At 61.9% G+C, this 25,988-nt stretch carries 22 protein-coding genes; 6 read left to right on the forward strand and 16 right to left on the reverse strand.

Annotated elements, in window-relative coordinates; genetic code table 11:
- Window positions 1–61: 61 nt before the first annotated feature.
- From ABGT79_RS08040 to pap, 7 genes are all read right to left on the reverse strand, one after another.
- Window positions 62–856, reverse strand: coding sequence for an MBL fold metallo-hydrolase (locus ABGT79_RS08040; protein WP_346665739.1), 795 nt, complete (start codon window positions 854–856; stop codon window positions 62–64).
- A gap of 104 nt (window positions 857–960) precedes the next feature.
- Complete coding sequence (locus ABGT79_RS08045) at window positions 961–1,641, reverse strand: queuosine precursor transporter (RefSeq protein WP_346665740.1); 681 nt, start codon at window positions 1,639–1,641, stop codon at window positions 961–963.
- A 302-nt stretch (window positions 1,642–1,943) separates the two neighbouring features.
- Window positions 1,944–3,215 carry a pyridoxal phosphate-dependent aminotransferase gene (locus tag ABGT79_RS08050; RefSeq protein ID WP_346665741.1) on the reverse strand — a complete coding sequence of 424 codons (1,272 nt, stop codon included), beginning with the start codon at window positions 3,213–3,215 and terminating at the stop codon, window positions 1,944–1,946.
- 257 nt (window positions 3,216–3,472) lie between these two features.
- Window positions 3,473–4,051, reverse strand: a complete 579-nt coding sequence (locus ABGT79_RS08055; RefSeq protein ID WP_346665742.1) for a phosphoribosyltransferase family protein — start codon at window positions 4,049–4,051, stop codon at window positions 3,473–3,475.
- Window positions 4,052–4,198: 147 nt separating this feature from the next.
- Window positions 4,199–5,713 carry an AbgT family transporter gene (locus tag ABGT79_RS08060; RefSeq protein WP_346665743.1) on the reverse strand — a complete coding sequence of 505 codons (1,515 nt, stop codon included), beginning with the start codon at window positions 5,711–5,713 and terminating at the stop codon, window positions 4,199–4,201.
- A 108-nt stretch (window positions 5,714–5,821) separates the two neighbouring features.
- Window positions 5,822–7,009, reverse strand: a complete 1,188-nt coding sequence (locus tag ABGT79_RS08065) for an amidohydrolase (RefSeq protein WP_294487452.1) — start codon at window positions 7,007–7,009, stop codon at window positions 5,822–5,824.
- 162 nt (window positions 7,010–7,171) lie between these two features.
- Window positions 7,172–8,677: a polyphosphate:AMP phosphotransferase gene (gene pap / locus ABGT79_RS08070; RefSeq protein ID WP_346665744.1), complete on the reverse strand. Its 1,506-nt coding sequence runs from the start codon at window positions 8,675–8,677 to the stop codon at window positions 7,172–7,174.
- A gap of 346 nt (window positions 8,678–9,023) precedes the next feature.
- Between pap and ABGT79_RS08075 the strand changes: the two genes are divergently transcribed.
- The 5 genes from ABGT79_RS08075 to ABGT79_RS08095 all read left to right on the forward strand — a co-directional run bounded on the left by ABGT79_RS08075 (window position 9,024) and on the right by ABGT79_RS08095 (window position 16,470).
- On the forward strand, window positions 9,024–11,681 hold the full coding sequence (locus ABGT79_RS08075; protein ID WP_346665745.1) for a TraB/GumN family protein: 2,658 nt from the start codon (window positions 9,024–9,026) through the stop codon (window positions 11,679–11,681).
- 93 nt (window positions 11,682–11,774) lie between these two features.
- Window positions 11,775–12,821, forward strand: coding sequence for a radical SAM protein (locus ABGT79_RS08080; protein WP_346665746.1), 1,047 nt, complete (start codon window positions 11,775–11,777; stop codon window positions 12,819–12,821).
- Between the two features lie 67 nt (window positions 12,822–12,888).
- A complete protein-coding gene (locus ABGT79_RS08085; RefSeq protein ID WP_346665747.1) occupies window positions 12,889–13,374 on the forward strand; it encodes a GNAT family N-acetyltransferase in 486 nt (161 codons plus the stop codon).
- Between the two features lie 434 nt (window positions 13,375–13,808).
- Entirely contained in the window at window positions 13,809–15,254 is a 1,446-nt protein-coding gene (locus ABGT79_RS08090; RefSeq protein WP_346665748.1) for a carbon starvation CstA family protein, read from the forward strand.
- Between the two features lie 202 nt (window positions 15,255–15,456).
- Window positions 15,457–16,470, forward strand: a complete 1,014-nt coding sequence (locus tag ABGT79_RS08095) for a hypothetical protein (RefSeq protein ID WP_346665749.1) — start codon at window positions 15,457–15,459, stop codon at window positions 16,468–16,470.
- A gap of 261 nt (window positions 16,471–16,731) precedes the next feature.
- Here ABGT79_RS08095 and ABGT79_RS08100 read toward each other — a convergent pair whose 3' ends face one another.
- The 8 genes from ABGT79_RS08100 to rpmH all read right to left on the reverse strand — a co-directional run bounded on the left by ABGT79_RS08100 (window position 16,732) and on the right by rpmH (window position 23,264).
- Window positions 16,732–17,700 (reverse strand): MBL fold metallo-hydrolase, encoded by a 969-nt coding sequence (locus tag ABGT79_RS08100; protein WP_346665750.1) that lies wholly within the window; start codon window positions 17,698–17,700, stop codon window positions 16,732–16,734.
- Window positions 17,701–18,033: 333 nt separating this feature from the next.
- Window positions 18,034–18,834: a CDP-diacylglycerol--serine O-phosphatidyltransferase gene (gene pssA / locus ABGT79_RS08105; RefSeq protein ID WP_346665751.1), complete on the reverse strand. Its 801-nt coding sequence runs from the start codon at window positions 18,832–18,834 to the stop codon at window positions 18,034–18,036.
- Between the two features lie 11 nt (window positions 18,835–18,845).
- On the reverse strand, window positions 18,846–19,502 hold the full coding sequence (locus tag ABGT79_RS08110) for a phosphatidylserine decarboxylase family protein (protein ID WP_346665752.1): 657 nt from the start codon (window positions 19,500–19,502) through the stop codon (window positions 18,846–18,848).
- Between the two features lie 164 nt (window positions 19,503–19,666).
- Window positions 19,667–20,725, reverse strand: coding sequence for a Jag N-terminal domain-containing protein (locus tag ABGT79_RS08115; protein WP_346665753.1), 1,059 nt, complete (start codon window positions 20,723–20,725; stop codon window positions 19,667–19,669).
- Between the two features lie 12 nt (window positions 20,726–20,737).
- Window positions 20,738–22,336, reverse strand: coding sequence for a membrane protein insertase YidC (gene yidC, locus ABGT79_RS08120; protein ID WP_346665754.1), 1,599 nt, complete (start codon window positions 22,334–22,336; stop codon window positions 20,738–20,740).
- On the reverse strand, window positions 22,329–22,604 hold the full coding sequence (gene yidD, locus ABGT79_RS08125; protein WP_294487412.1) for a membrane protein insertion efficiency factor YidD: 276 nt from the start codon (window positions 22,602–22,604) through the stop codon (window positions 22,329–22,331). Before yidD ends, yidC begins: the two co-directional genes overlap by 8 nt.
- Entirely contained in the window at window positions 22,601–22,996 is a 396-nt protein-coding gene (gene rnpA / locus ABGT79_RS08130; protein ID WP_346665755.1) for a ribonuclease P protein component, read from the reverse strand. The genes yidD and rnpA overlap by 4 nt, the downstream gene beginning before the upstream one ends.
- 133 nt (window positions 22,997–23,129) lie before the next feature.
- Window positions 23,130–23,264 (reverse strand): 50S ribosomal protein L34, encoded by a 135-nt coding sequence (rpmH, locus tag ABGT79_RS08135; RefSeq protein WP_294445518.1) that lies wholly within the window; start codon window positions 23,262–23,264, stop codon window positions 23,130–23,132.
- A 294-nt stretch (window positions 23,265–23,558) separates the two neighbouring features.
- On the opposite strand from rpmH, the gene ABGT79_RS08140 reads away from it, so the two are divergent.
- Complete coding sequence (locus ABGT79_RS08140; RefSeq protein ID WP_346665756.1) at window positions 23,559–24,425, forward strand: pyridoxamine kinase; 867 nt, start codon at window positions 23,559–23,561, stop codon at window positions 24,423–24,425.
- 118 nt (window positions 24,426–24,543) lie between these two features.
- Here the strand turns inward: ABGT79_RS08140 and ahcY are convergent, their stop codons facing one another.
- The gene (gene ahcY, locus ABGT79_RS08145) at window positions 24,544–25,968 is read right to left on the reverse strand and encodes an adenosylhomocysteinase (protein WP_346665757.1); all 1,425 of its coding nucleotides are present in this window, start codon (window positions 25,966–25,968) and stop codon (window positions 24,544–24,546) included.
- Between the last annotated feature and the right edge of the window lie 20 nt (window positions 25,969–25,988).

The following is a 25,988-nucleotide window of genomic DNA, read 5'->3' on the forward strand; positions in this document are numbered from 1 at the left end:
CGTCGCCTCTGCGGTTCGGCGGGGCCGTTGCCGCAGCTGCTTTCCTGGTGCCTTCTCCTTGTCAGGGAAGCGAGATGCGCGAGCCGCAGGAAAGGTAATGGAGCCTGTCGCCGAGCGTCTGTTTCAGATATTCAAACGGGCCGAGTCCCGTGCAGTGGCAGGTGTAATACTCGGTCGGAAACTCTGCCAGGTGCCGGGCGGCGAAATCGAGCGTTGCCCGGCTCTGCTGATCGGATTTCAGCGACCTGAAGTGGAATCCGCCCACGAGCACGTCGGGCCGCAGCCACTGTACGATGTTCAGAATGCCCTTGTGGGAACAGCCGCTGATGACCACGAGCCGTCCGCGTTCCCGGAGGCAGAGATACTGTTCGTGCGTGAAGTCGTCAGGCTCAGGATGCCCATCGCGCACCATGAGCAGATCCTGGCTGTACGAGGGAAAGGGCCGCGCTTTTTCGTTGCAGGAGCAAAGCCACATGTCGTCGTCCAGCGACAGAACGTCGTCCGTCGGCACGATGCGGGGATGCCCGGCCAGCGAGGGGGCCATGCCTATTTCCCGATCGTCTGCGGCGAGGTGACGTTCAAAGGCGCGGCGATGCACATAGACGGGGGCGTGCTCGTTCACGGCGAGGAAGCGGGCCAGACCTCCGGTGTGATCGTAGTGCCCGTGGGACACGACGGCCATGTCCACAAGGCGCAGATCTACGCCCAGATGCACGGCGTTGCGGGCAAAGGCGTCCGTCTGTCCTGTGTCGAAGAGAATGCGGTGCTTTTCCGTTTCGATGTAGAGGCTCAGACCGTGCTCGGCGGTGAGGCGTTCGTCGGACGAGGTGTTTTCCAGAAGCGTGACGATCTTCATGTCGAACTCCTTGTGGCGGGATTGCCTTCCTACAGTACGCCGCGCCGCAGGCGCTGTCCACGCATGCGGCAAAAAACGCCGCGGGAAGCGCATTGAGCGCGTTTTTAAATTTCCCGGATTTTCAGAATATTGTAGGAAATATCCGTGTCGTAGGCGTCTGATTCTTCGATTTTCTTGAGGAAGTTCACCACGCGGATGGTGACCGGCAACACGACGATTTCGTACGCCGTTTTGGCGAAAATCTGAATGGCCATCATCTTGATAAGTTCCTGCGCGGGCACGAGGCCGCCGAAGGCCAGAGGAAAGAAGATGAGGGAGTCTGCGCTTTCTCCCGCGAGGGTGGAGAGCACGGCGCGGGCGGAAAAGTGTTTGCCGCGGCTGGCGATTTTCATTCGGCTCATGACGTAGGCGTTGAGAAAGGAGCCGAGGAGAAAGGCGGCGAGGCTGGCGGCAGCGATGCGCGGGGCCAGACCGAAGATGAAGCGGAAGGCGGCGTCGCCTTCCCAGAAGGGAGCGGCAGGCAGGGCCACGGCCAGCTGAAACAGGGCGACCATGGCGAAGTTGACGGCAAAGCCCAGCCAGATGATGAGCCGCGCCTTGCGGAAGCCCCAGACTTCGGCAATGCAGTCGTTGATGATGTAGGAGATGGGAAAGACCAGGAATCCGGCGGTGATGGTGACGGGGCCGAACTGGAGGATCTTGGTTTCCAGAAGATTCGAGGCCACGAGACAGGCGCAGAACACGACGCCGAGCAGCATGAACGAGAGGGAGACGGTAGCTTTCATGACTTGTTTTTTACGTGGTTTTCAAGCACACGGTTGAAGGAAAGGGCCGATGCCGGAATTAACCTTTTGAGGCGGCGGGCGTCAAGCGGCGCGGGCCGGAGCGAAAGCGCGGCGTAGTTTGGAACATTGCGCCTCCGCGTCGATCGCGCCTTCGGCGCGGCTTCAGGAAACTTTGCGCGCGTCGCCGCGGGAGCATCCTTGTTGCGGAGAAGGGAAAGCCGCCGCGCCGGAAGAATGTTCCAGAGCGCGGCGGCGCGCTTTGTTTTTTGCGGTGTCTGACGGCTGTCAGAACCGCGCCCTGATCAGCGATGCTCGCGGATGAGCGCGGCGATGCGTTCGATGCCGGTTTTCACCACATTGCGGGAGGGACCGTAGGAGAATCGCACCCAGGAGCGGTAGGGTTCTTCGGCGGGACGGGTCCGGTAGGGGCGCACGTCGAAGAAGCGGCCGGGCACGGTCATGACCTTGCGGGCGAGGCAGGCGTGGAAGAAGGCGTCGGCGTCGTTGAGGGGCGCTGGCAGGTCGCGGATGCAGGCCCACACGTAGAAGGTGCCGCGGGGCTCGGCCGCCGGGCGGATGCCGAGTTCGGCGAGGCCGTCGAGCATGAGCTTGCGCTTGTAGGCGAATTCGGCGCGCAGGGCGGTGGTTTCCTGCTCCACGCGGGAAGGTTCGAGGGCCGCGAGGGTGGCGCGCTGGGAGAGCATGGAAGGACCGCCGTCCACGGCGCTGGCCGCGCGGTTCAGCATTTCAATGATGTGCTTCGGGCCCACGGCCCAGCCGGCGCGCCAGCCGGGATAGCGGTGGCTCTTGGTGAGGCCGTCGAAAATGACGACGGGATCCTTGTCCACGTCTTCCACGAATTCCGCCGCGGAAACGGGGCCGGACGCGGGAGAGCCGTCGGGATTGTAGATGAAGTGGGAATAGAATTCGTCGCTGCCGATGAGGCAGTTTTCCCTGCGGGCCGTGGCCACATAGCTGTCCAGGGTCTCGCCGGAAATGATTTCGCCCGTGGGGTTGCAGGGATTGGAAAACACAAAGACGTTGGCGCGTTCCTGATGAATGAAGCTTTCCAGCGTTTCTGCGGGAATGGAGAAGGCGTCTTCCTCCCTGGCGCGGATGGGAAGCAGCACGCAGCGGTTGCGGAGGCTGTAGAGATAGTCCTCGTAGGCTGTGTAGTCGGGATTTTTGTAGGCTATGCGCGCGCCGTCGGCCAGAATGGTGTAGAGGCGGGTGAGGGCCAGACGGCCGCCGCTTGCGAAGCTGACGTTGTCCGCCGTGTACTTCGACTTGCCGCGGCGATAGGTTCTGTTGACCATGTCGGCAATGGCTTCGCGCACTTCGCCGGTGCCGCCCACCGGGCCGTAGGCATGATCGGCGGGATCAATGTCGATGTGATGGATGCGTTCGGGCGCGCCGGGCATGTCGCCGACTTCGGGCTGTCCCTGACCGAGGTTGCACCAGTCGGGATTTCCGTTCCAGAAGCCGAGCTTAGAGGCCTCGTGAACAACCCAGATGACGCCCATGTAGGGAACGTCCCTGACCATGGGAAATGTGGAGGACATCTCCGTATCCATGTTGATAATCTCCTTGAATTATTGGATATTATTCAAAACACAGTGTAAGCGTGAAGAGTGCGTCCGCTTTCGGAACTCGAAAGGGAGCGCGAGGGTGCAGGTGCGGAAGTCGGCGTTTCAGGAAGCCGGGCGGAGCGTTGCGTCGACCGACCTGCGAGGCGGGAAAGGGGAGTTGTTGCCGGACGGCCGCCCGGAGAAGCGGACGGAAAAGCCGTGCAGGTTGTCCTCGCTGCGGACGGCCGTCGGAAAGAAGAACGCTAGTCGAGTTTGTCGATGGGGGTGTAGGTGCCGTCGGGATTGGGACGGAAGACGTAGTGTTCCTTCAGATAGATGATGTCCTTGCGGTGGACGGACTGCAGTTCGGCCAGAATGGCGGCGCGGGCCACCACCTCGGCGCCGGCGGAGCGGGCCAGGGATTCGATGGCTTCGATGGATTCGCCGGTGGCGATGACGTCGTCGATGAGCGCCACGCGCTTGCCGCGGATTTTATCGGCGTCGCAGCCGTCGAGCCAGAGGGTCTGTTCCTTCTGGGTGGTCACGGAGAAGACGGAGTGGGAAATGGGGTTCTGCATGTAGGGCTTGCGGCTCTTGCGGGCCACCACGAAATCCTTCATGCCCATGAGGCGGCTGATTTCGTAGGTGAGGCAGATGCCCTTGGCTTCGGCGGTCATGAGCACGTCCACCTCGGGCAGACGCTTCATGAGCTCGGGGGCGACGGTCTGGATGAGTTCGGTGTCGGAAAGTACGACGAAGCTGGCAAGAGCAAGATTTTCTCCGATCTGGACGAAGGGAAGCTTGCGCTTGAGTCCCATGATTTCAAAGTCGAAGTATTTCACATGGCCTCCTGAGTTGATTTTGACGAAACGTGTCGGAAACGCGGGAGCCGTCGGCGGGAACGCGGTTCTGCGCCGGACGGCGAACATGCGAATCCCTCCTTCGCGGACGATCGTACAACGTTATCCGCAAAGGAGGGAAGGGGTGATCTACAGGAAAACGGGAGCGCCGGGGCCGAGAGGCAGATCCATTTCCATCCAGAAGATGAGGAAGAGGCCCCAGAAGAACAGGATGCCGAGCGCGTAGGGAAGCATGAGCGAGATGATGGTGCCGAGGCCTACGTTTTTGGCGTATTTCTGCGCCACGCCGATGATGAAGGCCATGAAGGGCTCAAGCGGAGAGATGGCGTTGGTGGTGGAGTCGGCCACGCGGTAGGCGGCCTGCACGAAGTAGGGCGAGAGCTGCGTCTGCATGAGCATGGGCACGAAGATGGGGGCGAGCAGGGCCCACTTGGCCATGGCGCTGCCGATGAAGAAGTTGATGCAGGCGGTGAGAATGAGGAAGCTCACCACGAGCGGAATGCCGGAGAAGCCGGTGTTGTTGAGGAAGGCCGCGCCCTGAATGGACAGATACATGTCCAGATGCGTGTAGGCGAAGCTGGAAACGAACTGACCGGCCGCGAAGCAGAGCACGATGAAGGAGGAGAATTCCTTCATGGCCTTGCCCATGAAGCGGACCACGTCCTTGTCGTTGCGGATGACCTTGGTGCTCACGCCGTAGGGTATGGACACGGCGAGGAAGAACACCAGCAGGATGGGCACGAGGGAGTCGAGGAAGGGGGAGGGGACGATGCTGAACGTCTTGGGATTGCGCAGGATGCCGTGTTCGGGCACCACGGTGAGCAGAATGAGGCAGATGTAGACGATGCCGCCGATGAGGGCGGCGCGCAGACCGCGGCGTTCTTCGGGGGTCACGGTCATGTCTTCGCTGCCCAGCGCGCCATCGTGCATGGCCACGCCTTCGAGACGGGGTTCGACGAATTTTTCCGTAAGGAAGACGATGACGGCCGTCACGATGAAGGTAGAAGCCGACATGAAGTACCAGTTGACGGCGGGATGCACGGTGAAGTTGGGATCGATGATCTGGGCGGCCTGCTGGGTGATGGCGGCAAGGCCCACGTCGGTGCCCACGACCAGGAGGTTGGCGTTGAGGCCGGCGGCGCAGCCGGCGAAGCCCGTGGCGAGACCGGCCAGCGGATTGCGGCCGAGGCCCTTGAAGATCATGGCGCCGAGAGGCGGCACCACCACGAAGGCCGCGCTGGAGGCCATGTTGCCCATGACGCCGCAGAAGGCGATGATGGCGGTCACCATGCTGCGGGGAGCGCTGAGAATGGTGGCGCGCAGCACGGCGGAGAGCAGGCCGACTTCTTCGGCCACGCCGAGGCCGAGCATCATGACGAGCACGAGGCCCAGGGGCTTGAAGCGGACGAAGTTGTCCACGCAGTTTTTGAGGAACCAGGTCAGGCCGTCCACGGAGGCAAGGCTCTGCACGACCAGGGTTTTGCCTTTTGGATCCACCATGGTGATGCCCTGCAGCAGGTAGGAAAGCACCATGACGACCAGCGTGAGGATCAGAAATATGGTGACGGGATGCGGCAGTCTGTTGCCGGCTCGTTCGATGAAGCCGAGAATGCCGGTAAGGTTTTCAATCTGTTCTTTAGCCATTGGCTCAAGCTCCTTGGGCGTGTTGCGGATGGGACGGCCTTTATACGCAGCATCACGGCGCGGAGGAATCCGCGCCGTGATGCACGGGGGAATTACTGGATAGGTGTATTAGTTAAGGTCGTCAAGGTTTTCAAATGCCTGACGAACCTCTTTGCGCAGCGCTTCGTTGGTGAGTACGTCGTAGCCGGTGAGGCACATGGAGCGGGCCGCAAGAAGCATGCCCTTGAAGCCTCCTTCTCCGTTGCAGGCTTCGGCAAAGGCGGGAGTGTGTCCGACGAGGTGCGCGCCCCCGATGGAGATGTAGGGATGGATGGACGGCGCCTTGAAGCTGACGTTGCCCATGTCGGTGGAATAGCTGCTGGACACTTCGTCGATGTAGCTTTCCCCGAGCAGATCGAGGTTGGAGGCAAAGGCGTGCAGCAGCGGCATGTTGTGGCGCATGGTGTAGTAGGGATGCGCGGAATGGCGGTAGGAGAACTGGCAGCCGAGAGCCATGGCGCAGCAGCGGGCGCAGTTGACCACGCGTTCGATGGCGTTGTCGAGGGTTTCGGGCTTGCGGGCGCGCACGCCGTAGCGCAGGCGGGCGAATTCGGGAATGGTGTTGATGGAGGTGCCGGTGTCGGTGAGCAGGCCGTGAATGCGCACGTCGGGGGTCATGTGCTGGCGCAGGCTGTTGATGCCCATGACGGCGAGCGCGGCGGCGTCCATGGCGTTGATGCCCTTTTCAGGCGCGCCGGCGGCGTGAGCGGCCTTGCCCTTGAAGTCCATTTCCAGGTTGGCGCGGGAAATGAGCTGCTGCTTGAGAATGGTGCGCCCTTCGGCGTGGGCGGCAATGACGGCGTCCATGTGATCGAAGAGGCCCGCGTCGGCCATGGGCACCTTGCCGCCGGCGTCCCGAACGTTGCCTTCTTCGGCGGGCGTGCCGAACACGTGAACGGTTCCTGCGGGAAGATGGCGGGCCAGCGCTATGCCGGCGGCGCAGGCCGCCGTGCCGAAGAGGTTGTGTCCGCAGGCGTGGCCGAGCCCGGGCAGGGCGTCGAATTCGGCGAGGAAGGCCACCTGCGGGCCTTCGCCGGAGCCGTACACGGCATGGAAGGCCGTGGGCATGTCGAGCAGATTGCGTTCCACCTTGAAGCCGTTGGATTCAAGAAAATCGGCAAGACGGGCGGAAGACTTGAATTCCTGATAACCCAGTTCGGGTTCGGCGAAAATGGCGGAGGCAATTTCCTTCATCTGGGCGGAAAGATTATTGACTTCATCCAGTAACTGGCTTTTTTCACGAGAGATTTCAGGCATGTTGCCTCCTTTGAAGTTTACAGAAACTTGCGCGTTCTCCGCACCTTACCTGTTATTGCAGGGGGAAGCAAGAAAAAGCGCAAACAAAATGGGGAGTTAAAATGAAAAGCCCGGCCGAATCCCTGTGCCGCAGGCGTTTGCGCCGAATGCGGACCGTCGGCATTATTTTTTGCCGTGTTTTTTTCCGTCGGGTTTTTTGAGCGCCTTTTTCAGCGCGTCGCGATAGGCTCGCAGCACGGTGAGACGGGCGTTCTTTTTGTCTTCGGCGGCCACGATGCGCCAGGGCGCATACTCCGTGCTGGTGCGCAGGAACATTTCATCCGCGGCGCGCACGTATTCGGGCCACTTTTCCCGATTGCGCCAGTCGTCGGGCGTGATCTTGTACTGTTTCCACGGGGTGACTTCCCGCTCCCTGAAACGGCGCAGCTGTTCCTCGGGGGAAATGTGCAGCCAGAACTTCATCAGCACGTTGTTGCCGCTTGTGAGCTGCTCCTCGAAGAGATTGATTTCCGCAAAGGCGCGGCTCCAGTCTTCGCGGGGCGTGAGCTTCTCCACCCGCTCCACGAGCACGCGGCCGTACCACGAACGGTCGTACACGGTGATGAATCCGGCGCGGGGCACGTGCCTCCAGAAGCGCCACAGATAGTGATGCGCCAGCTCTTCGTCCGTGGGCGCCCCGATGGGAATCGCGCGGCTGATGCGGGCGTCGATGCCGTCCATGAGGCGGCGGATGCATCCGCCCTTGCCTGCGGCGTCCCAGCCCTCGAAGACGAGCGTGCTGGAAATCCCCCGGCGCCAGGCGTGATAGGTGAGTTCGTGCAGTTCCTGCTGCAGGTCGGCCAGCTCCTTTTTGTAGGCGTCGGGATCGGCTTTGGCGCTCAGATCGATGGCGTCCAGCGTGGAGACCACGTTTTCCTGTTCCGCGTCGTTCTGATTCTTCAGGCGCGCGGCCCTGGCGTCCTGCTCGGCCGCGGTCCGTTCCACGGCGGCGATCACGGCGCGGGCCACGGCAAGGTTGCGATAGTTCGCGTCCGCGGCGTCCACGATGGTCCAGGGCGCGAAGGCCCGGTCGGTCAGGGTGATGGCGCGCGAGGCGGCTTCGGCCAGACCGTCGTAGTTTTCGGAAACCTTCTTGTCGTAGGGCGTGAAGTGAAGCACTTCCTTGTGAGCCAGCCGCTTCTTGAGGCGCTCGTCGTGCTCCTTTTTGTCCAGATGCAGCCAGATCTTGACGATGGCCATGCCCGACGCGGCCAGACTTTCCTCCAGGCCGCGGCAGTGATGCATGTGGGCGGTGAATTCCGCTTCGCTCATGTCTTTCGTGCAGAAGCGGCGCAGCTCAAGGCCGTACCAGCCGCCGAAGAACACGCCGGTCGAGCCGGCCGCCGGCAGTCGCCGCCAGAAGCGCCAGTCGAGCGGGCGTTCACGCTCTTCGTCGGTTTCCATCCAGAACACGTGGTTGTGAACGTGCTTGCTGTCCATCCATTCCGACAGCAGGTTGATGACGGCTCCGCGCCCTGCGCCGTTGACGCCGTCGACGATGACGAGCAGGGGAATCTTGCGGTAGATGCATTGCCGCTGCGCGTCAAAGAGTTTCATGCGCAGTTCGGGGGCCTGCGTCCGGAAGTCCTTGTCGCTGCAGCGTCTGCCGAGAACAACGTTTTCAAACATGCGAGCCTCGCTTTTTATCGGAAATAAGAAGGACCGCGCCCGAAAGCGCAGGCCTCGCCGTACCGGTACAATGTAGGCTTCCGCAGGAAAAAGGCAAGTTGTTCAACAAATTAGATAAGGTACGGAATTGTTTCGCTGCTGGGGCCTGAAAACGGAAAAGGCGGCGGAGCTCGGAGGCGTCGTGCGGCTCCCGGAAAGGGCTGAATGCGCCCGGCCTCGTGCCGAAGGCGGGCGTGCGAACGGGCGCGGCGAAACAATAATGAATCGCTGCGGCGTTGCGCGGGGCCGCTTTACCGGCAAACAGGGATATGGCATATTCGTCACAAGCGTGCCCAAGGAGTCTTCCATGTCCGCAGTCATTGTTCCCGAGCATTCCCGGCGTCTTCTGGAGGCCATTTCGGCAGGTCGTTCTTTCGAGCTGGACAGCTTCATTTTCGTGACGGCCGACGACTGGCTCATGGCCATAGGCTATCCGCAGGAGGGAGAGTTTTCCGTAGGGCGTTTTGAATCCGCGCTGGATGAAGCCGTCCGCAAGGTGAAGCCTTCCGACTGCTTTGCCATTGCTCCGGAGATGCCGGAGCGATTGGAAAGTCATGTGGAGGACAGGGACGTGTACTACACGCTGGATGCGTCGTCTCCGGTGCCGCCCAGGCTTCGCGGCCCGGTGCGGCACGCCCGCGAACGTCTTTTAGTGGACGAAACGCGCGAATTCACGCCGGAGCATCGCCGGCTCTGGGCGGAATTCATGGGACGCATGCCGCTGCCGCCGCGCATACGTCAGCTGTATTCGGGCACGGCCGCCGCGCTCCAGGGGCCGGCGGATCTGCGCCTTCTGAACGCCTGGGACGCCGAGGGGCAGCTTGCCGCCTGTCTGCTCATGGACTATTCCCTGCCGCATCATGTGAGCTACGTGCTCGGCGCGCATTCCAAAACGCATTACGTGCCGCATGCGCCCGATCTGCTTTTTGCCGAAATGCTGGAGCGCGCCCGGGCGGAAGACAAGCAGACCGTGCTGCTCGGGCTCGGCGTGAACGAGGGCATCACCCGCTTCAAGAAAAAATGGGGCGGTGTGCAGGGCGCGCCTTACGAGCTCGCGGTGTGGCAGGAAGCTTCGGGATCGGGCGGATTTTTCGACATGGCGGCGTATCTTGCCATCAGCATAGGCACGTCGTCGGGCAACTACGAGATGTCGCGCTGGAAGTTCTTCGATTCCCTTCCCGAGCAGCGGCCGTGCGCCATGCTCTGGCGTCTCGACAAGAACGGACGCACGTCTTGGATAGGCGGTTCGGCGCACTTTTTCTGCTATTCCTTCGAGCATTCGCTGCGTCGTCTTTTTGAAAACGTGGACACCGTGCTTCTGGAAGGCCCCATCGACTCGGACAGCATGGACGAGGTGGCGCGCATCGGCCGTTCCCCGGAACCGGACGCCCCGCGCGTGGCGCAGTTTCTTTCGGAAGAGGACGTGCGTCGCCTTGAGCGCATGGTGTACGGTCCCGAAGGCTTCTGGGCAAGGCTTGCGGGCGTGCAGCAGGAACGCAGCATCGACGTGCGGCAGGTGCTGGCCGAAAGCCGTCAGTGGTACGCGTTCTTCTCGCTCTGGACGTCGTATCTCGAACGCAACGGCTGGACGAATTCCGTGGATCTCGAAGTGTGGAACATCGCGCTCGACATGGGCAAGTCGGTCATGGGCATGGAAAGCCTTGCCGAGCAGATAGCCTCGCTGGAGTCGGCGCCCATGACGCGCATCGTAAAGTTCATGAAGGAGTGCTCCTTCTGGCCGAAGCTCATGAACAGCAATCGTTCGCGGTATCTGGCGGGCGATCTCATGGGCATGATGGGCACGAGCGCTGAATTTCCCACGCGCACGGGCACCATCATCAGCGTGCGCGATCAGCGCTTCCGCGAGCGCATGCGGCCGTACATCGAGCGGGGCGGAACGGCGGTGTTCGTGGGTGCCGCCCACATGATCAATCTGCGGCACATGCTAGCCGAAGACGGCTTTACCGTGACGCGCGTGCTGCCCACGTGGAAACATCGCTTTTCCGCCTGGATACGGCGCGACGATTCCGTGGTGCTGCCCGGCAATCCCGACGCGCCGACGTGGGAAAAGGCTCCGGAAAACATTCGATCCTCCGCGCTGCGCAACGAGCCTTCCGGTCATGCGGCGCGCTCTTCCTCCCGCGGCCCGTCTTCGGGCAGGGCGCTCGCCGATCTCGGCGCGCGGGCCGTCGTGCCGGAACAGATTCCCGCCTACGTGCGCGCGGTTTCCGGCCGCACGCTGCGCTCCTGCGAGGGCTTTGCCGCCTGGACCACGACCGACAGCTGCACGCTGGTGGCCTTCCCCGCGCAGGACGAGCTCGCCTCCTGCGGCCTGCACAGCGCGGCCTACGCGGACAGGCTGGAGAGCGCCGTGGCCTGCGCGCTGGCCATGCCGAATCTGCGGCGCATCACCGTGCTGGCTCCCGTGGTTCCGGCATCTGCGCCGGACAAGGCCGTGGTGGAGCGCGACGCCTGGTGGTGCGTGAACGTGCCGCATGCTCCGGGGCAGAAGCTGCGCAACATGCTGAACCGCGCCCGGCGCGAGGCTGTGGTGGGCGTGGAAGAGTGGGGGTCGGAACACGACGCGCTGGTGGATCACTATCTCAAGGTGCGCACGCTCGCTCCGGGCACGAGGCATATTTTCGGCAAAGTGGGGGCGTACGTGAAGGCGTCGCCCGAGGCCGTGCTCTTCGGCGCGCGGTCGGCGTCGGGCAGGCTGCTGGCGCTGGCCGTGGGCGACTACAGCGCGCTCAGCACGGCGTTCTACATGTTCGCCTTCCGGCAGGACGACTGTCCTCCGGGCGTGAGCGACGCGCTGGTGCAGGCGCTGGCCGACGAAGCCGTGCGCCGGGGGCAGAGCGTGCTGAATCTGGGCCTCGGCATAGACGGAGGCATTGCCTTCTTCAAAAAGAAGTGGGGAGCCTTCGAGGCCATGCCGCATCTGGAAACGAGCTGGATGGTCTAAAAGTTCGAGCGGATTTTCGCGGCGCGGAGACGAAGAAACGGCGTTTCCGGCGGCCGGTGTTCCAAAACAAAACGCCTTTTGGGGAGAAACGGCATGACTTCTGACGTCGAACGGCTTTTCGCGCAGTTTCGCGCGCCCGGATTTCTTCAGGAATTTCGGGAGATGTTTCAGCCCCGGGCGCTGGAATGCCTGCAGGTGGAAGTGACTTCCTGCTGCACGGGCAAATGCACCTACTGTCCGCACACCACGCGCGCCGACGTGTGGAAGAGCCGGCACATGAAGCCCGAGACCTTTGCGGCGCTCTGGCCGGTCATGGTCAAGACCGGTCGCGTGCATCTTCAGGGCTGGGGCGAGCCTTTTCTGAACCCGCATTTCATGGATTTTGCGGAGCTGGCCAGAAGAGCCGGATGCGCAGTGTCCACCACGACCTACGGGCTCGGCATGACCGAGAATCTGGCGGAGCGCATTGTGGCGAGCGGCATGGACATCGTGGCCTTTTCCCTGGTCGGCACGGACGAAGCCAGCAACGGCGCGCGGGCGGCCGTGCCCTTTTCCCGCGTGAAGGAAGCGGTGCGTCTGCTTCAGCAGGCGCGGCGAAAAAGAAACGCCGTGCATCTGGAAATTCATCTGGCCTATCTCATGCTGGCCTCCAATGTGGAGGCTGTGCGTAACCTGCCGCAGCTCATGGACGAGTGGGGCGTGCATGCGGCCGTCATCAGCACCATGGACTACATTCCCTCGCCGGAAATGGCGAAGGAAGCCTTTGCGCCTCACGAGCGGGAGAAGATAGAGGCCGCCCGCGCGGTGCTGGAGGACGTGGGCGCGAAGGTGCGCGCCGCAGGACGGGATTTTTATGCGTCGCTCCCTGCGCCGGAGCCTGCGCCTTTTTGTCGCGAGCGGGCGCACAAGACCCTTTACGTGGACGCGGAAGGATATATTTCTCCCTGTGTATATCTCAACGTGCCTCTTCGCGAGCCTCAGCCGAACCGCACGGTGTTCGGCAACGTGCTGGAAGAGAGTCCGCTTGCCATATGGGCAAAGCCCGGGTATGCGGATTTCCGCGCCGCGGTGCAGACGGCGGATCCGCCGTCCGCCTGCGTTTCGTGCGCCAAACGTTTCGAGGCTCCCTGCGCGCAGTAGCGGAGCCGCGCCGTGGGGCCGCTCCTTTTGGGAATATGCTGTGCCCGCAGGCGATGCCGGAGGATTCATGCTCATAAGAAATGCGACACTGGCCGATCTTGCGGTCGTGGCCGAGGTGGAAAGGCGCTGTTTTCCTGCCAGTGAGGCAGCCACGGAGGAGGAATTCCGGGAGCGTCTGGAGGCGTATGCCGACTGCTTCTGGCTGCTTTTTGAGGACGGGCGTCTGGCGTCGTTCATCGACGGCATGGCTACGGACGAACCCGACCTGCGCGATGAAATGTACGCGGACGCCTCGCTGCACAGGCCGGACGGCCGCTGGCAGATGATTTTCGGACTCAACACGCTGCCTGAGCATCGCGGAAGGGGCTATGCCGCCATGCTGGTGCGTCATTTGACGGAAGAGTCGCGGAAGCGGGGAAAGCTCGGCGTGGTGCTTACCTGCAAGGAGAGGCTCGTGCCCTATTACGCCTCGCTCGGCTTTGAGAACGAAGGACTTTCGTCGTCCACGCACGGCGACGTTTCCTGGTATCAGATGCGCCTGACCTTCCGTTGAGGCTGAATTTTTTTGCCGGCAGAAGGATGCCTTCGGGCGGGCGCGGCCTTTTCAGGCTCAAAAGGAAGGGGGCGGTCTTGTCCGGCGTTCGGCGCAAAAGGCGTCTCGGACGCGAATCGTCTTTCTGCATCGGGCCGGGCGCGGCGTTTGTTGTGCTTCAAGGCGCGCCAACAACGCCGCAGCGCGATTTTCGGCATGTGCGGAGGCTTCGGAATAACGTCTTGTGCCCGGACGACGGCCTTCAAAAAAACATATTAAATAAAGATATGTGATATGGCCCGATTAGAGCTTTTTTTCTCAAAAAGCTCAAGGGTCGGTCAATGTATCGCCTTGCATAAATTTGTCAAGTGGAATACTTGCCTTCTAGAATCTTCGGCGCCTTCCCTGCATGAGGGATGCATGGAGAGGACGCCGACACTTGAGAGGTTGTTTGTATGGTTAGTTTCTTTCTGTGCCTGGCTCTTCTGATCATAGGCTACTTTACCTACGGCAAGATGGTAGAGAACACCTTTGGTCCGGACGACCGGGAAACTCCCGCCGTCGTCATCAACGACGGCGTTGACTATGTGGTGCTTCCCCAGTGGAAGCTGTTCCTCATTCAGCTGCTGAACATCGCCGGTCTCGGACCCATCTTCGGCGCGCTGCAGGGCGCGCTCTGGGGCCCCGTGGTGTTCCTGTGGATCACCTTCGGCACCATTTTCGCCGGCGGCGTCCACGACTTCTTCTCCGGCATGACCAGTGAGCGCAACAACGGCGCTTCGGTTTCCGAAATCACCGGCATCTACCTCGGCTCCACCATGAAGACCGTCATGCGCGTCTTCTCCGTGGTGCTGCTCGTCATGGTCGGCACCGTGTTCGCCGTTGGTCCCGCCGGCCTCATCGTTAAGCTGTGCAGCGAAGCCGGCGCTTCCGGCATTCTGCTGAACGCTTCCTTCTGGCTGACCGTGGTGCTGATCTACTACTTCATCGCCACCTTCATTTCCATCGACAAGATCATCGGCAAGATCTATCCCGTCTTCGGCGTCTGCCTCGTCATCATGGCCGTGGGCGTGGGCGCTGGCATTGTGATTGATCCCGCCTACCAGATTCCCGAACTCTGGGATCACTTCACCAACATGCATCCCAAGGGAACGCCCATCTGGGCCTTCATGTTCATCACCGTGGCCTGCGGCGCCATTTCCGGCTTCCACGCCACGCAGTCGCCCCTCATGGCCCGCTGCATGAAGAGTGAACATCAGGGCCGCTTCGTGTTCTACGGCGCCATGGTGTGCGAAGGCATCATCGCCCTCATCTGGGCCGCCGCCGGCTGCACCATCTATGAAGTCACCAACGGTCAGACCACCGGTCTGCTCGCCAGCCTCGGCGCCGGTCAGTCCGCCGCCATCTACGACGTGTGCAGCAAGACCATGGGCGGCATAGGCATCGGCCTTGCCATGGTCGGCGTCATCGCCTGCCCCATCACCTCCGGCGACACGGCCTTCCGTTCCGCCCGTCTGGTGCTGGCCGACTGGTTCAAGGTCTCCCAGACCAGCTACAAGAACCGTCTCCTCTTCTGCGTGCCGCTGCTCGGCGCGGGCGCGCTCATCAGCCAGCTCGACTACACCATCGTGTGGCGCTACTTCAGCTGGACCAACCAGACCCTGGCCATGATCGTGCTCTGGGCCGCCTCCATGTACCTCTTCCTGAACAAGAAGAACTACTGGATCACCGCCGTGCCCGCCACCTTCATGAGCGCCGTGTCGAGCACCTACTTCTGCATGGCCCCCGAATGCCTCGGCCTTGTGGTGAAGCTGCCCACCGCCGTGGCCTATGTGATCGGCGTGGTCGTGGCCGCGCTGTTCCTCAGCCTGTTCCTGCGCGCCACCCGCAGGCACGCGTAACGCTGCGGCCGCTTTTCAAAGGCGGCGCGGAAAAACTTCTGAAAGAGGCTGCTGCCTTCTTTTGAACATGCAGTGACGGAACGCCGAGGCGCTCCAGATCCCTCTGTTTCAGAGTGCGAGGGGGCCGTCCGCAGAGACGGCCCCCTTTTTCTTTGTTCTGCGCCTGGCGCATGAACCAAACTTCATCTCTCCGGGAGTTGTGATGCTGTATTTCAAACCGGCCAGACTCGGCAGCGCAGGGCTGAACGACAAGGATTTGAAGGAGGATAGAAAGTCCTGCCTTGTCTTCGGTCCCTGCGGCGTCGGGCAGAAGGCGCTGTACCTGAACAGTATTTTCATGGAGCGCCGCTTCTACATTCCCGCGTCCAACATTCAGCGCGCCTACAAGCGCGTGGCCATGAGCAAGGGCGGCTTCACCGGCAAGGGCATCTTCGGCTCCATTCCCTATCTGGTGGTGGAATACGACAACGGGGAGCATGTGCAGTGTACGTTCAAGCATGAAAGCCATGTGGACATGATGCTTGCGGAAATTCAGCATCGCTTTCCGCACATCAAGACCATGTCCGAGGCGGCGGCCCGAAAGCTCGCCGAGGCCAGGGCTGCGGAAGAGGCCAGATATGTGAAGCACCTTTCTCCCGCGGCGGAGAAAAGCCTCAATGAGCTGCGCCAGGCCCGGGAATTTCTTGAAAAGCGCCCCGATCTGACCACGCGGCTTGCCGCGGCGAGCAAGGCCAGACGCGTGGATCAGCTCACCAATCCCGCGCACAAGTGGGTGGCGCTCGCCATTTTCTGCCTGGCGCTCGCGGCGTCCGTCTACGGCGCCTACACGTGGCTGACCGGATCGGGCGATTACGGCATGTACGTGACGCTCATCGGTCTTGCCGCGCTGTTCTTTTTTGCCAGCGCCCACGTGCTGCCCACGGCGCGCAACAACAGCCGCGCCATTGCGGCCGCGCTGGACAGAGCCCGGGACGATCTGGAGGCCTACCTGCGCGATTATCCCGACTTCCCGCTGCCCGCCCGCTACGCGCATCCGGCCACGCTGACGCGCATGATGCGCTCCATACGCGAAGGCCGTTCCGAAACCATTCCCGAAGCGTATGAGGATATGAAGGCCGTGCTTCGCTCACTGAATTCGGGCGTGAAGGTCAACCAGACGGAATACGACGAGGTAGTGGCCATCAAGCCCATGTTTCTGCTGGAAAATTATCGGTAGAACCGCCGAGCGGCCATTGTCCGCGGCACGCGGTCGCAGAGATTTTTAGGCGTGGTTGCAGGAAAATGCGGCGGAAATTCTCCTGACGGCGCTGAAAGAAAAGAGAAGATTTGCCGGCGTTGACGTCCGGCGCAGAACATGTTGTTCATGCAGGAAAAGGGCTCCGTTCTGCATTGCAGGACGGGGCCCTTTTCCTGCATGCTGAGCTGTTTTCGGCGATTGCCCCCGGTGCGCGTAGTTGCTGACGGCGGCTTCGGCGCGTCAGGCTCCGGCCTTGGCCAGTTCCTGCTTCAGCCGGGCGGCGGCGCCCTCGTTGAGCTTTTTCAGGCGGTTCAGGTAGGCGGCGCGGTTGATGAGCGGATGAGGATCGGAAGGCTTCAGGCTGCGCAGCGCGGGAATGAGATCCGCAAGCCCGGAGGAGAAGGGGTGGGCCGCGAGGTCCACTTCAATGTTCAGCGAAGGCTGGCCGAGGCGCTCCATGCTTTTGATATAGGCTCGGACCTGGTCGGGGCCTTCAATGGCGTTCAGCCCCTGTCCGCCCACGGTGACGGCCTTGTAGCTCTTGTCGCCCCGGCGCACGTCGTACATGTACGAAGCCGTGCCCCAGGTGTGTCCCGGCGTTTCAAGCACGGTGAACACGCTGTCTCCGCAGCGCAGCTGATCTCCGTCTTTGGCCACGACGTCCTTTTCTTCGAGCATTTTCCATTCCTTGGGCGTTCCCCTGCTTTCGCCTGCGTAGCGGAAGGCCTCGTTCCAGCCGCGTTCCGTCATGACGAATCGGGCGTTTTTCAGCAGCGGCTTCAGACGGTAGTAGCCGCCCACGTGATCGAAATGCCCGTGCGTCATGAGCACCAGTTTGACGTCTTCCTGTGCAATGCCCACGGTGCGGAGATTGTCGATGAGAAAATCCACAAAGGGTTCGTGCGTGGTGTCGATGAGCACCCAGCCGTCGCTGGTTTTGACGGCCCAGGAGGACACCCAGGCGATGCCTACCTGCCAGACGTTGTCGAAAGCCTGATAGGGCGCGATTTTCTGGGCGGCGGGGTCATGAATCCATGCGTCCAGTTCCTTGGGGGCCTTCTTTTCGGCTCCGAGCTTCTGGAAGAGGCGGTTGACCTCGGCGGTGCCGAGGGTTGCGGCCTGAGCCGGGGAGACGAGGGAGGGAAAAAGGGAGGCTCCGGCCGCGCAGCAGCTCAGGGCCAGAAAACGGCGACGAGCAATATTGTTCATAATACCTTCTGTGGCATGAGGTTGATTGCAGACGCAGTATAGCGGAAAAGGCGCGCGCTCAACAAGATGGTGCAACACTTTGGCAGAATTGTAAGATAACGTAACACAGTGGCGTTGCTTCTGCGCAAGGGGGCAGGCGGAAGCTTCTCGGCGCGAAGCTTTGCCGGAGCGTGGAGAGGCGGACGCGGAAAAGGAAAACGGCGGAGGGGGACGCGCGTTCGGCGCGTGTGCAGGCTGGGAGAGAGTTGTCCGGCGCGCAGGAGCTTTGCCGGCAAAAGAAAAGGCCGTCGCTCTGGAAGCGACGGCCTTTTCGGCAGCAAAACATGCGGAGGGCTATTCTGTGGTCTGTTCGGCAGCCGTTTCAGTCTTGGCTGTGGCCTTGGCGGCGTCGGCGGCTTCAGGATCAAGCTGACGGCCTCTGCGGCGCAGAATGTAGGTGTATGCCGGGCCGGAAATGACGTAGCCTATGAGAATGAGGAAGCAGAACAGGCGCGGCAGCGAGAACACCATGCTGAGCACGATGAGCGTGGCGACCATGGTCTGGAAGGGATGGGCCTTGATGAAGCCGAATTCCTTGAAGGAAAAATAGCGCACGCGGCTTACCATGAGCAGCGGCACGACGACGGAGAGGATCAGCGTCAGCCCGGGCAGGATGGGCATGAGGAAGTCGGGATAGTAGGGCATGAACAGCACGAACGTGGCCATGACGCAGGCGCAGGCGGGGCTGGGCAGTCCCACGAAGAAACGTTTGGACGTGGTGGACACGCCTACGTTGAAGCGGGCCAGGCGCAGGGCGGCGCAGCCGCAGAACAGAAAGGCTACGGCGAGGCCGAGACGGCCGAAGTTGTGCAGCTGCCAGGCGTAGGCAAGCAGGCCGGGAGCCACGCCGAATGTCACGTCGTCGGCGAGGGAGTCGTATTCGATGCCGAACTGGCTGGCCGTGCCGGTGAGTCGCGCCACCTTGCCGTCGAGTCCGTCCATGGCGGCGCCCACGAGAATGGCCCAGGCCGCGAGATCGAACTGATCCTTGAATGCGAGAATGATGCTGAAGAAGCCGGCGAAGAGGCTGGCCGTGGTGAACAGATTGGGCAGAATATAGACGCCGCGGGGAACGGGCTTGTTGGGATCGCGCATGAGAGCCTCTCTTACGCTTCTTCGGAAGCGGACTTCTTGGCCAGAACAGTCTGACCGGCAAAGACGTTTTCGCCGATGGAAACTGCAGAAGTATAGTCGGCGGGCAGATAGACGTCAACGCGGGAGCCGAAACGTATCATGCCGAAACGCTGTCCTCTTTTGAGGGAATCGCCCTGTTCGGCGTGGGGCACGATGCGGCGGGCGATGAGTCCGGCGATCTGCACGAAGGTCCAGGAGTCGCCGTTGTCGTCGCGCATCTGCCAGAGGCAGCGTTCGTTGTCGGCGGAAGCCTTGTCCAGCGCGGCGTTGAGGAACTTGCCGGGCAGATAGCGTATGCCGGTGATGGTGCCGGAGACGGGAACGCGGTTCACGTGTACGCTGAAAATGTTCATGAAGATGGAGATGCACAGCCTGGTTTCGCCGCTCATGGGATCCACGCGGGATTCCATGCGGACGACGCGGCCGTCGGCGGGACTCACGGCGATGTTTTCCTCCTGCGGCACCACGCGTTCGGGATCGCGGAAGAAATGGACGGAAAACCACAGCAGGATGAGGGCCGCAATCGTGACGGGCCACCAGTCCAGAATGGCGGAGCAGAGGGAAAGGATCGTCAGCAGGCCGATGATGGGAGCCCCTTCGGGGGCGAGGCCGATGCTTGGCTTGTTCATCAGAAACTCCTTTTTAAGAGTGCTTTCCCGTGCGGAGAACGATGCGGCGTGCTGTCGGGAAAAGGGCGCGCGGCGTTGGAGCGTGGCCGCTTCGGAGCGCGTGAGCCGGAGCGGATGGGGAACGAAAGCGCCCGGCAAACTCGCTGTCTGCCGGGCGCATCATGTTAGTCCTTGCGGCGCAGGATGACAACGTGTTTGAGCGCCCCTTCGCCGGAACTGCGCGTCTGCACGTCGGGATCGTCCTGAAGGGCCAGATGGATGACTCTTCGCTGATAGGCGCTGAGCGGACGGGTGGTCTGCACCTTGCCGGTGGCCTTCACCTTTTCGGCGAGGGCGAGGGCGAGTTCCTGCAGGCGGGAGTCCTGGCGGACGTGATAGTCGCCGGCATCGACCTGCAGACGCACCTGCGAGCCGATGGCGCGCGTAATCATGCGGGAGGCGAGGTACTGCACGGCGGCGAGGTTCTGTCCGTCGCGGCCGATGAGCAGACCCGTGTCTTCGCTCTTCACGGAAATCTGCACGCGGTCTTCGCCGATTTCCACCGAGAGGTCCACGTTTTCCGGATCCATGTCCAGAATGGGGGCCACCAGGCGGCTGACGATGTTCTTGGTTATTTCCGTGAGACGTTCCTGATCCAGTTCGGCCAGGGGAACGCGGGGCAGGGAGCTTTCCAGACCGTCGTTCTCTTCGCCCTTCTGCGCGGATTCCTTGCGGGCACCGCGATTCTGGCGGGAACGGCGGGCGCGGGGAGCGTCCTCGGCGTCTTCGGTCTTGTCCTGCTCGTCGGCTTCGGCTTCGGCGCTGGGGCCGGCCGGATTCAGAGCGGGCACGCCCGCCGTGCGTATGGCGGGCAGCACGCGTTCGGATTTTTCTTCCGGATTTTCCCGTTCCGCGTCCTGGCGTTTTTCCTTGCGTTCTCTTTGTTCTTCTTTCTGAGCGTCCGAAGCGTCGGCCTTTTCGCGGCGGCGTTCGTTGCGTCCGCGGCGGCGGCCTTCCTGGCGTTCGGATTTTTCCTGGGCGGACGATCCCTGCATGAAGTCGGGGAGCGTTGCCAGGCGGGCGCGTATTTTTGCCTTGCGGGCGCCTACGATGCCGAAGATGCCCGTTTTTGCGTCTTCAATGATTTCTATTTCCAGTTTTTCTCTGGGCACATCGTAATAGGAGCACGCCTCCGCGATGGCCGCATCCAGTGTTTTACCAAGAAATTCTTTGGATTCGCTCATATTTTTCCCCTGCTACTTGGTTTTGTGCAGGGTCCAGGACTGCTGGATGATGGACAGAATGTTGTTGCAGAGCCAGTACAGCACCAGGCCGGAGGGGAAGTTGATGAACATGACCGTGAATACCACGGGCATGATGAGCATGATCTTGCGCTGCTGCGGATCGCCCATGGCGGGGCTGAGCCACTGCTGCAGGAACATGGTGGCGCCCATGACGAGCGGCGTGATGTAGAGCGGATCCTTTACGGACAGGTCGGCGAGCCAGAAGATGTCGGTGCCGGGCAGGTAGGTGATGAAGGAGGCGTGACGCAGTTCGATGCAGTTGAGCAGGGCCTGATAGAGGGCGATGAACACGGGCAGCTGAATGAGAATGGGGAGGCAGCCGCCCATGGGGTTGACGCCGTAGGTCTTGTAGAGCTGCATCATTTCGCGGCTGAGGGCTTCCTTGTCGTTCTTGTACTTTTCCTGCAGCTGCTTCATCATGGGCTGGAGTCTCTTCATCTGCTCCATGGACTTGAAGCTCTTGCGGGAGAGCGGCCAGAACACGATTTTGATGAGAATGGTCAGCAGAATGATGGCGAAGCCCCAGTTGCCGAGGAATTCTTCAAAGATGGTGAGCAGCTTGAGCAGCGGCACGGCGAGGAAGGTGAAAAGTCCCATGTCGATGGAGGACTTCAGCTTGTTGGGAGCCGCGTCGAGCAGATCGCGGCTCTTGGGGCCTATCCACCAGGAGGTCTTGAGCTCGGAAGGCTGACCGGCGGTGAGGTTCACGTCCTGCAGTTCCACGGCGGCGCGCCAGACGCCTCCGTCGGTGATGCGGCCCTTGAACACGCTGTTCTGACCCATTTCGGGCAGCACGGCGGAAAGGAAATAGTTGGTCATCACGCCGGCCCAGTAGATTTCGCCGGAGCTCATCACGCCTTCCTTGGTGAGGTCGTCCACGTCGGTGTCGCGTTCGAGGGAGCCTTTGAGATCCCAGGCCATGCTCATGGTGTCGTAGTTGCTCTTGCCGCTGAAGTCCGTGGCGCCCAGGTTGTAGGAAATGCGGGTGGCGGGGGAGTTCTCGGCGGCGGTGAGGGTCACCTTTTCATCCATGAGATAGGTGTCTGCGTGGAAGGTGATGGCGCGGTTGATGCGCACGCCGTTCAGTTCGCCCACGAAGGTGAGGGTGGCGTCGCCGCTTTCAAGATTGACGTCGGAACCGTCGAAGCTCCACTGTCCCATGTTCCAGGAAGGCTGGCCGTTGACGAGCAGACCCATGGGAGCCACCGTGGCGGCGGCGGGGGAAACCATGTTGAACAGCGGGGAGTCGGGAGCGATGCTGGCCTTGTAGTTCTTCAGCCGGAACGACTGGAGCACGCCGCCGCCGGAATGGAAGACGGCCTCGTACAGAGGGGTGTTCACGCGGACTTCGCGGCCTTCGGAAGGCTCGAACTTGGCCACGGGAACCACGGGAGCGGCGGGCACGGGAGCCGGAGCCTGGGCAGCGGCCTGTTCTTCGGCCGTGGGCTGAGCGGGTTCAGGAATCCAGCCCATGTAGGAGGAAAAGGCCTGCCAGCCGAAGAGCAGGACAATGCAGATGACGACGGAGATGATGAGGCGACGGTTATCCATGACGTTCCTGAGAGTCTGCGTCGGGCGCAGAGGGATGATCGTTTGAGAGGGGGGGCACAGGATCGAAGCCGCCCGGGTTGCCGGGATGGCAGCGCAGGATGCGCCTTACGGCCAGCCAGAGGCCCTTGACGGGGCCGTGCATTTCAATGGCCTGGATGGCGTAGGTGGAACAGGAGGGATAGAAGCGGCAGCAGGGAGGATACAGCGGCGAGATGCATCGCTTGTAGAACCGGATGGGCAGAATGAGAAGCCGCTGGGCGAGAGTCATGCCGGATCTCCCGATGGCGTGGAAACGTCGAGGCCGGCGGCCGACGCGGAAGAGAGTTCGGCGAGCAGAGGCAGAAGTTCGGCTTCCGCGAGGCCGAGACCGAACTTGTCGGCACGCAGATGCTTTTTGGGCGTGACGACAATGTCCATGGGGGGCATTTCATCCTGATGCAGGCGGAAGAAAGCGCGAAGAACGCGCTTGATGCGGTTCCTCGCCACGGCGTTGCCGCATTTTTTTGTGACAGCAAGCCCGAGACGCCCGGCTCCGGACGTGCCGGAGCTACGGGCGAACACAACGAAATATTTTGTGAACAGACGCTCTCCCCCGTTGTAGCAGGCGGTGTATTCCGCCCTGCGGGTGATGCGTCGTTCTCTGGGCCAGGTCAGTGACATGGAGGGAATCCATGCTGCGCTTGAGCAGAGTTAAACGCAAAATGTGGGCGTGGCGAAACGCCGCGCCCGAAACATTTGCATGGTCTGCCCGGAACTTTCCTGAGGGAAGAGATCCGGGAAGCGCATCGCTTGCTTAGGCGGACAGAGTCTTGCGGCCCTTGGCACGACGGCGGCTGATGACGGCACGACCGTTGGGGGTGCTCATGCGGGCGCGGAAGCCGTGAGTACGCTTTCTGCTGATCTTGCTGGGCTGATACGTTCTTTTCATGACGCGCGGTCTCCTTACTGAGATTGGAACTTGCAGGTATAACGCGCCTTTCTTCCCCCGTCAAGTCGGACGGTTCAGGGCGCGACGAAAGCCTCCCCCCGAAAGGGGCGCGGCAAGCTCTATGTGTAAGCCGAGAGCCGTTTCCGGGCAAGCATTAAAACGCGCGTTTCGGGGAAAAGTCGCGCTTTCCCGCCGGGGATCCGGCTGGTGGCGGGGAAATGTTGATGACAAAACGGGTAGTTGCGCTTAGACTGCCCTCACAAGTTCTGCCGCCTCGGCGGTAAAGGAGCAGTCATGCAGGGAGTTCCCGTTCTCCGCGTTGCGGCCATACACGATCTTTCCGGCTTCGGCCGGGCGTCTCTCACCGTGGCCATTCCCATTCTGGCCACCATGGGCATTCAGGTCTGCCCGCTGCCGACGGCCGTGCTCTCTTCTCAGACTTCGGGCGTGGACGACTTCACCTTCCTTGATCTGACCGATCAGATGGGCCCCATGATGGATCACTGGGCGCGCCTCGGCCTCAGGTTCGACGCCGTGTATTCCGGCTTTCTCGGCAGTCCGGATCAGTCGGGTCTGGCCGAGCGCTGCATCCGGGAATTTTGCGCGCCGGGCGGCCTTGCCGTGGTGGATCCCGTGCTCGGCGACAACGGCGCGCTCGATCCCACGCAGACGCCGGAAATGGTGGAGGCCATGCGCAGACTCGTGCGCCGGGCCGACGTCATCACGCCCAATCTCACGGAAGCGGCCTTTCTTCTGGGCGAAGACTTCCGGCCCGACATCAGCCGCGACGGCCTGCGCGATCAGCTCTGCGCGCTGGCGGCCATGGGGCCTTCGGGCGTGGTCATCACGAGCGCGCCCGCGTCCTGCGCGGCGAACACGTCCACCGTGGCCTACGACGGGCGTCGGTTCTGGCAGGTGGAGGTGCCGCATCTGAACGCCTTCTATCCCGGCACCGGCGACGCCTTTGCCAGCGTGCTCACGGGGAGCCTTCTGCTCGGCGATTCCCTTCCCGTGGCCGTGGATCGGGCCGTGCACTTCGTGTACCTCGGCATTCAGGCCACCTACGGCTACGACACGCCGCACCGCGACGGCGTGCTGCTTGAACGCACGCTCCCTTCCCTGCGCATGCCCTTCACCGGCGGCAGCTACACGGAATTTTGAACATCCGCGCATGTTTCATCGGCAGCAACGCAAACAAAAACGGGCCTCCTCGTCGGAAGCCCGTTTTTGTTTTGACAGCCTCTGCGCTCCGCGCGGAAGGCGGAAGCGCGCCTGAGGCTTAGTAGCGGTACATGTCGTTCTTGAAGGGGCCGTCCACGGGAACGCCGATGTAGTCGGCCTGCTTCTGGGTGAGCTTGGAGAGCTTCACGCCGAGGCGGTCGAGGTGGAGCCTCGCCACTTCTTCGTCGAGCTTCTTGGGCAGAGTATAGACGCGCACTTCGTGCTTGTTGGCGGCAAGATCCATCTGGGCGAGCACCTGATTGGTGAAGGAGTTGGACATCACGAAGCTCGCGTGGCCGGTGGCGCAGCCGAGGTTCACGAGGCGGCCTTCGGCCAGCACGATGATGGAACGGCCGGAAGGCAGGAACCACTTGTCCACCTGCGGCTTGATTTCCATCTTGCGGCATTCGGGATTGGATTCGAGCCAGGACATCTGGATTTCGCTGTCGAAGTGACCGATGTTGCACACGATGGCTTCATCCTTCATGCCCATCATGTGTTCGCCGGTGATGACGTCGCAGTTGCCGGTGCAGGTGACGTAGATGTCGCCGTAGGGCAGGGCGTCTTCCATGGTGACCACCTGATAGCCTTCCATGGCGGCCTGAAGAGCGCAGATGGGGTCGATTTCCGTGACGAGCACGCGGGCGCCGAAGCCGCGCATGGAGGCGGCGCAGCCCTTGCCCACTTCGCCGAAGCCGCAGACCACCACGACCTTGCCGGCCACCATGACGTCGGTGGCGCGCTTGATGCCGTCGGCCAGGGATTCGCGGCAGCCGTACAGGTTGTCGAACTTGGACTTGGTGACGGAGTCGTTCACGTTGATGGCGGGGAAGAGCAGTTTGCCTTCCTTTTCCATCTGATAGAGGCGATGCACGCCGGTGGTGGTTTCTTCGGACACGCCGCGGACGGCGGCGGCCACGCGGTGCCAGCGGTAGGGATCACTGGTGAGGGAGAGGGCGATGCGCTCCATGATGATGCCTTCTTCCTTGCAGGAAGGCTCGCGGTTCAGCACGGAAGGATCGTTTTCCGCCTCCACGCCCTTGTGGATGAGCAGGGTGGCGTCGCCGCCGTCGTCCACGATGAGGTCGGGGCCGGAGCCGTCGGGCCAGGTGAGGGCCATTTCGGTGCACCACCAGTAGTCTTCCAGGGATTCGCCCTTCCAGGCGAACACCTTGGCCATGCCCTGTTCGGCGATGGCCGCGGCGGCGTGATCCTGGGTGGAGAAGATGTTGCAGGAAGCCCAGCGGATGTCAGCGCCGAGCTCGTAGAGCGTGCGGATGAGCATGGCCGTCTGAATGGTCATGTGCAGAGAGCCGCTGATTTTCAGGCCCTTGAGGGGCTTTTTGTCGCCGTAGCGGCGGATGAGCTCCATGAGACCGGGCATTTCGCGCTCGGAGAGCTGGATTTCCTTCTTGCCGAAGTCGGCAAGGTTGATGTCGGCGATTTTGTAGTCCAGAGACAGATCGAGATTCTTGGCGGACATGATTGCTCCGTGGAAGGGTT

The organism is uncultured Mailhella sp. (assembly GCF_963931295.1).
Classification (GTDB): domain Bacteria; phylum Desulfobacterota; class Desulfovibrionia; order Desulfovibrionales; family Desulfovibrionaceae; genus Mailhella.

Coding starts and splice junctions, on each gene's coding strand:
- ABGT79_RS08040 (WP_346665739.1), bottom strand. CDS start 856: ATGAAGATCGTCACGCTTCTGGAAAACACCTCGTCCGACGAACGCCTC.
- ABGT79_RS08065 (WP_294487452.1), bottom strand. CDS start 7,009: ATGCCTGAAATCTCTCGTGAAAAAAGCCAGTTACTGGATGAAGTCAAT.
- ABGT79_RS08075 (WP_346665745.1), top strand. CDS start 9,024: ATGTCCGCAGTCATTGTTCCCGAGCATTCCCGGCGTCTTCTGGAGGCC.
- ABGT79_RS08110 (WP_346665752.1), bottom strand. CDS start 19,502: ATGAACAAGCCAAGCATCGGCCTCGCCCCCGAAGGGGCTCCCATCATC.
- pap (WP_346665744.1), bottom strand. CDS start 8,677: ATGTTTGAAAACGTTGTTCTCGGCAGACGCTGCAGCGACAAGGACTTC.
- ABGT79_RS08080 (WP_346665746.1), top strand. CDS start 11,775: ATGACTTCTGACGTCGAACGGCTTTTCGCGCAGTTTCGCGCGCCCGGA.
- yidC (WP_346665754.1), bottom strand. CDS start 22,336: ATGGATAACCGTCGCCTCATCATCTCCGTCGTCATCTGCATTGTCCTG.
- ABGT79_RS08090 (WP_346665748.1), top strand. CDS start 13,809: ATGGTTAGTTTCTTTCTGTGCCTGGCTCTTCTGATCATAGGCTACTTT.
- ABGT79_RS08045 (WP_346665740.1), bottom strand. CDS start 1,641: ATGAAAGCTACCGTCTCCCTCTCGTTCATGCTGCTCGGCGTCGTGTTC.
- rnpA (WP_346665755.1), bottom strand. CDS start 22,996: ATGTCACTGACCTGGCCCAGAGAACGACGCATCACCCGCAGGGCGGAA.
- ABGT79_RS08140 (WP_346665756.1), top strand. CDS start 23,559: ATGCAGGGAGTTCCCGTTCTCCGCGTTGCGGCCATACACGATCTTTCC.
- pssA (WP_346665751.1), bottom strand. CDS start 18,834: ATGCGCGATCCCAACAAGCCCGTTCCCCGCGGCGTCTATATTCTGCCC.
- ahcY (WP_346665757.1), bottom strand. CDS start 25,968: ATGTCCGCCAAGAATCTCGATCTGTCTCTGGACTACAAAATCGCCGAC.
- ABGT79_RS08115 (WP_346665753.1), bottom strand. CDS start 20,725: ATGAGCGAATCCAAAGAATTTCTTGGTAAAACACTGGATGCGGCCATC.
- yidD (WP_294487412.1), bottom strand. CDS start 22,604: ATGACTCTCGCCCAGCGGCTTCTCATTCTGCCCATCCGGTTCTACAAG.
- ABGT79_RS08100 (WP_346665750.1), bottom strand. CDS start 17,700: ATGAACAATATTGCTCGTCGCCGTTTTCTGGCCCTGAGCTGCTGCGCG.
- ABGT79_RS08085 (WP_346665747.1), top strand. CDS start 12,889: ATGCTCATAAGAAATGCGACACTGGCCGATCTTGCGGTCGTGGCCGAG.
- rpmH (WP_294445518.1), bottom strand. CDS start 23,264: ATGAAAAGAACGTATCAGCCCAGCAAGATCAGCAGAAAGCGTACTCAC.
- ABGT79_RS08095 (WP_346665749.1), top strand. CDS start 15,457: ATGCTGTATTTCAAACCGGCCAGACTCGGCAGCGCAGGGCTGAACGAC.
- ABGT79_RS08060 (WP_346665743.1), bottom strand. CDS start 5,713: ATGGCTAAAGAACAGATTGAAAACCTTACCGGCATTCTCGGCTTCATC.
- ABGT79_RS08050 (WP_346665741.1), bottom strand. CDS start 3,215: ATGGATACGGAGATGTCCTCCACATTTCCCATGGTCAGGGACGTTCCC.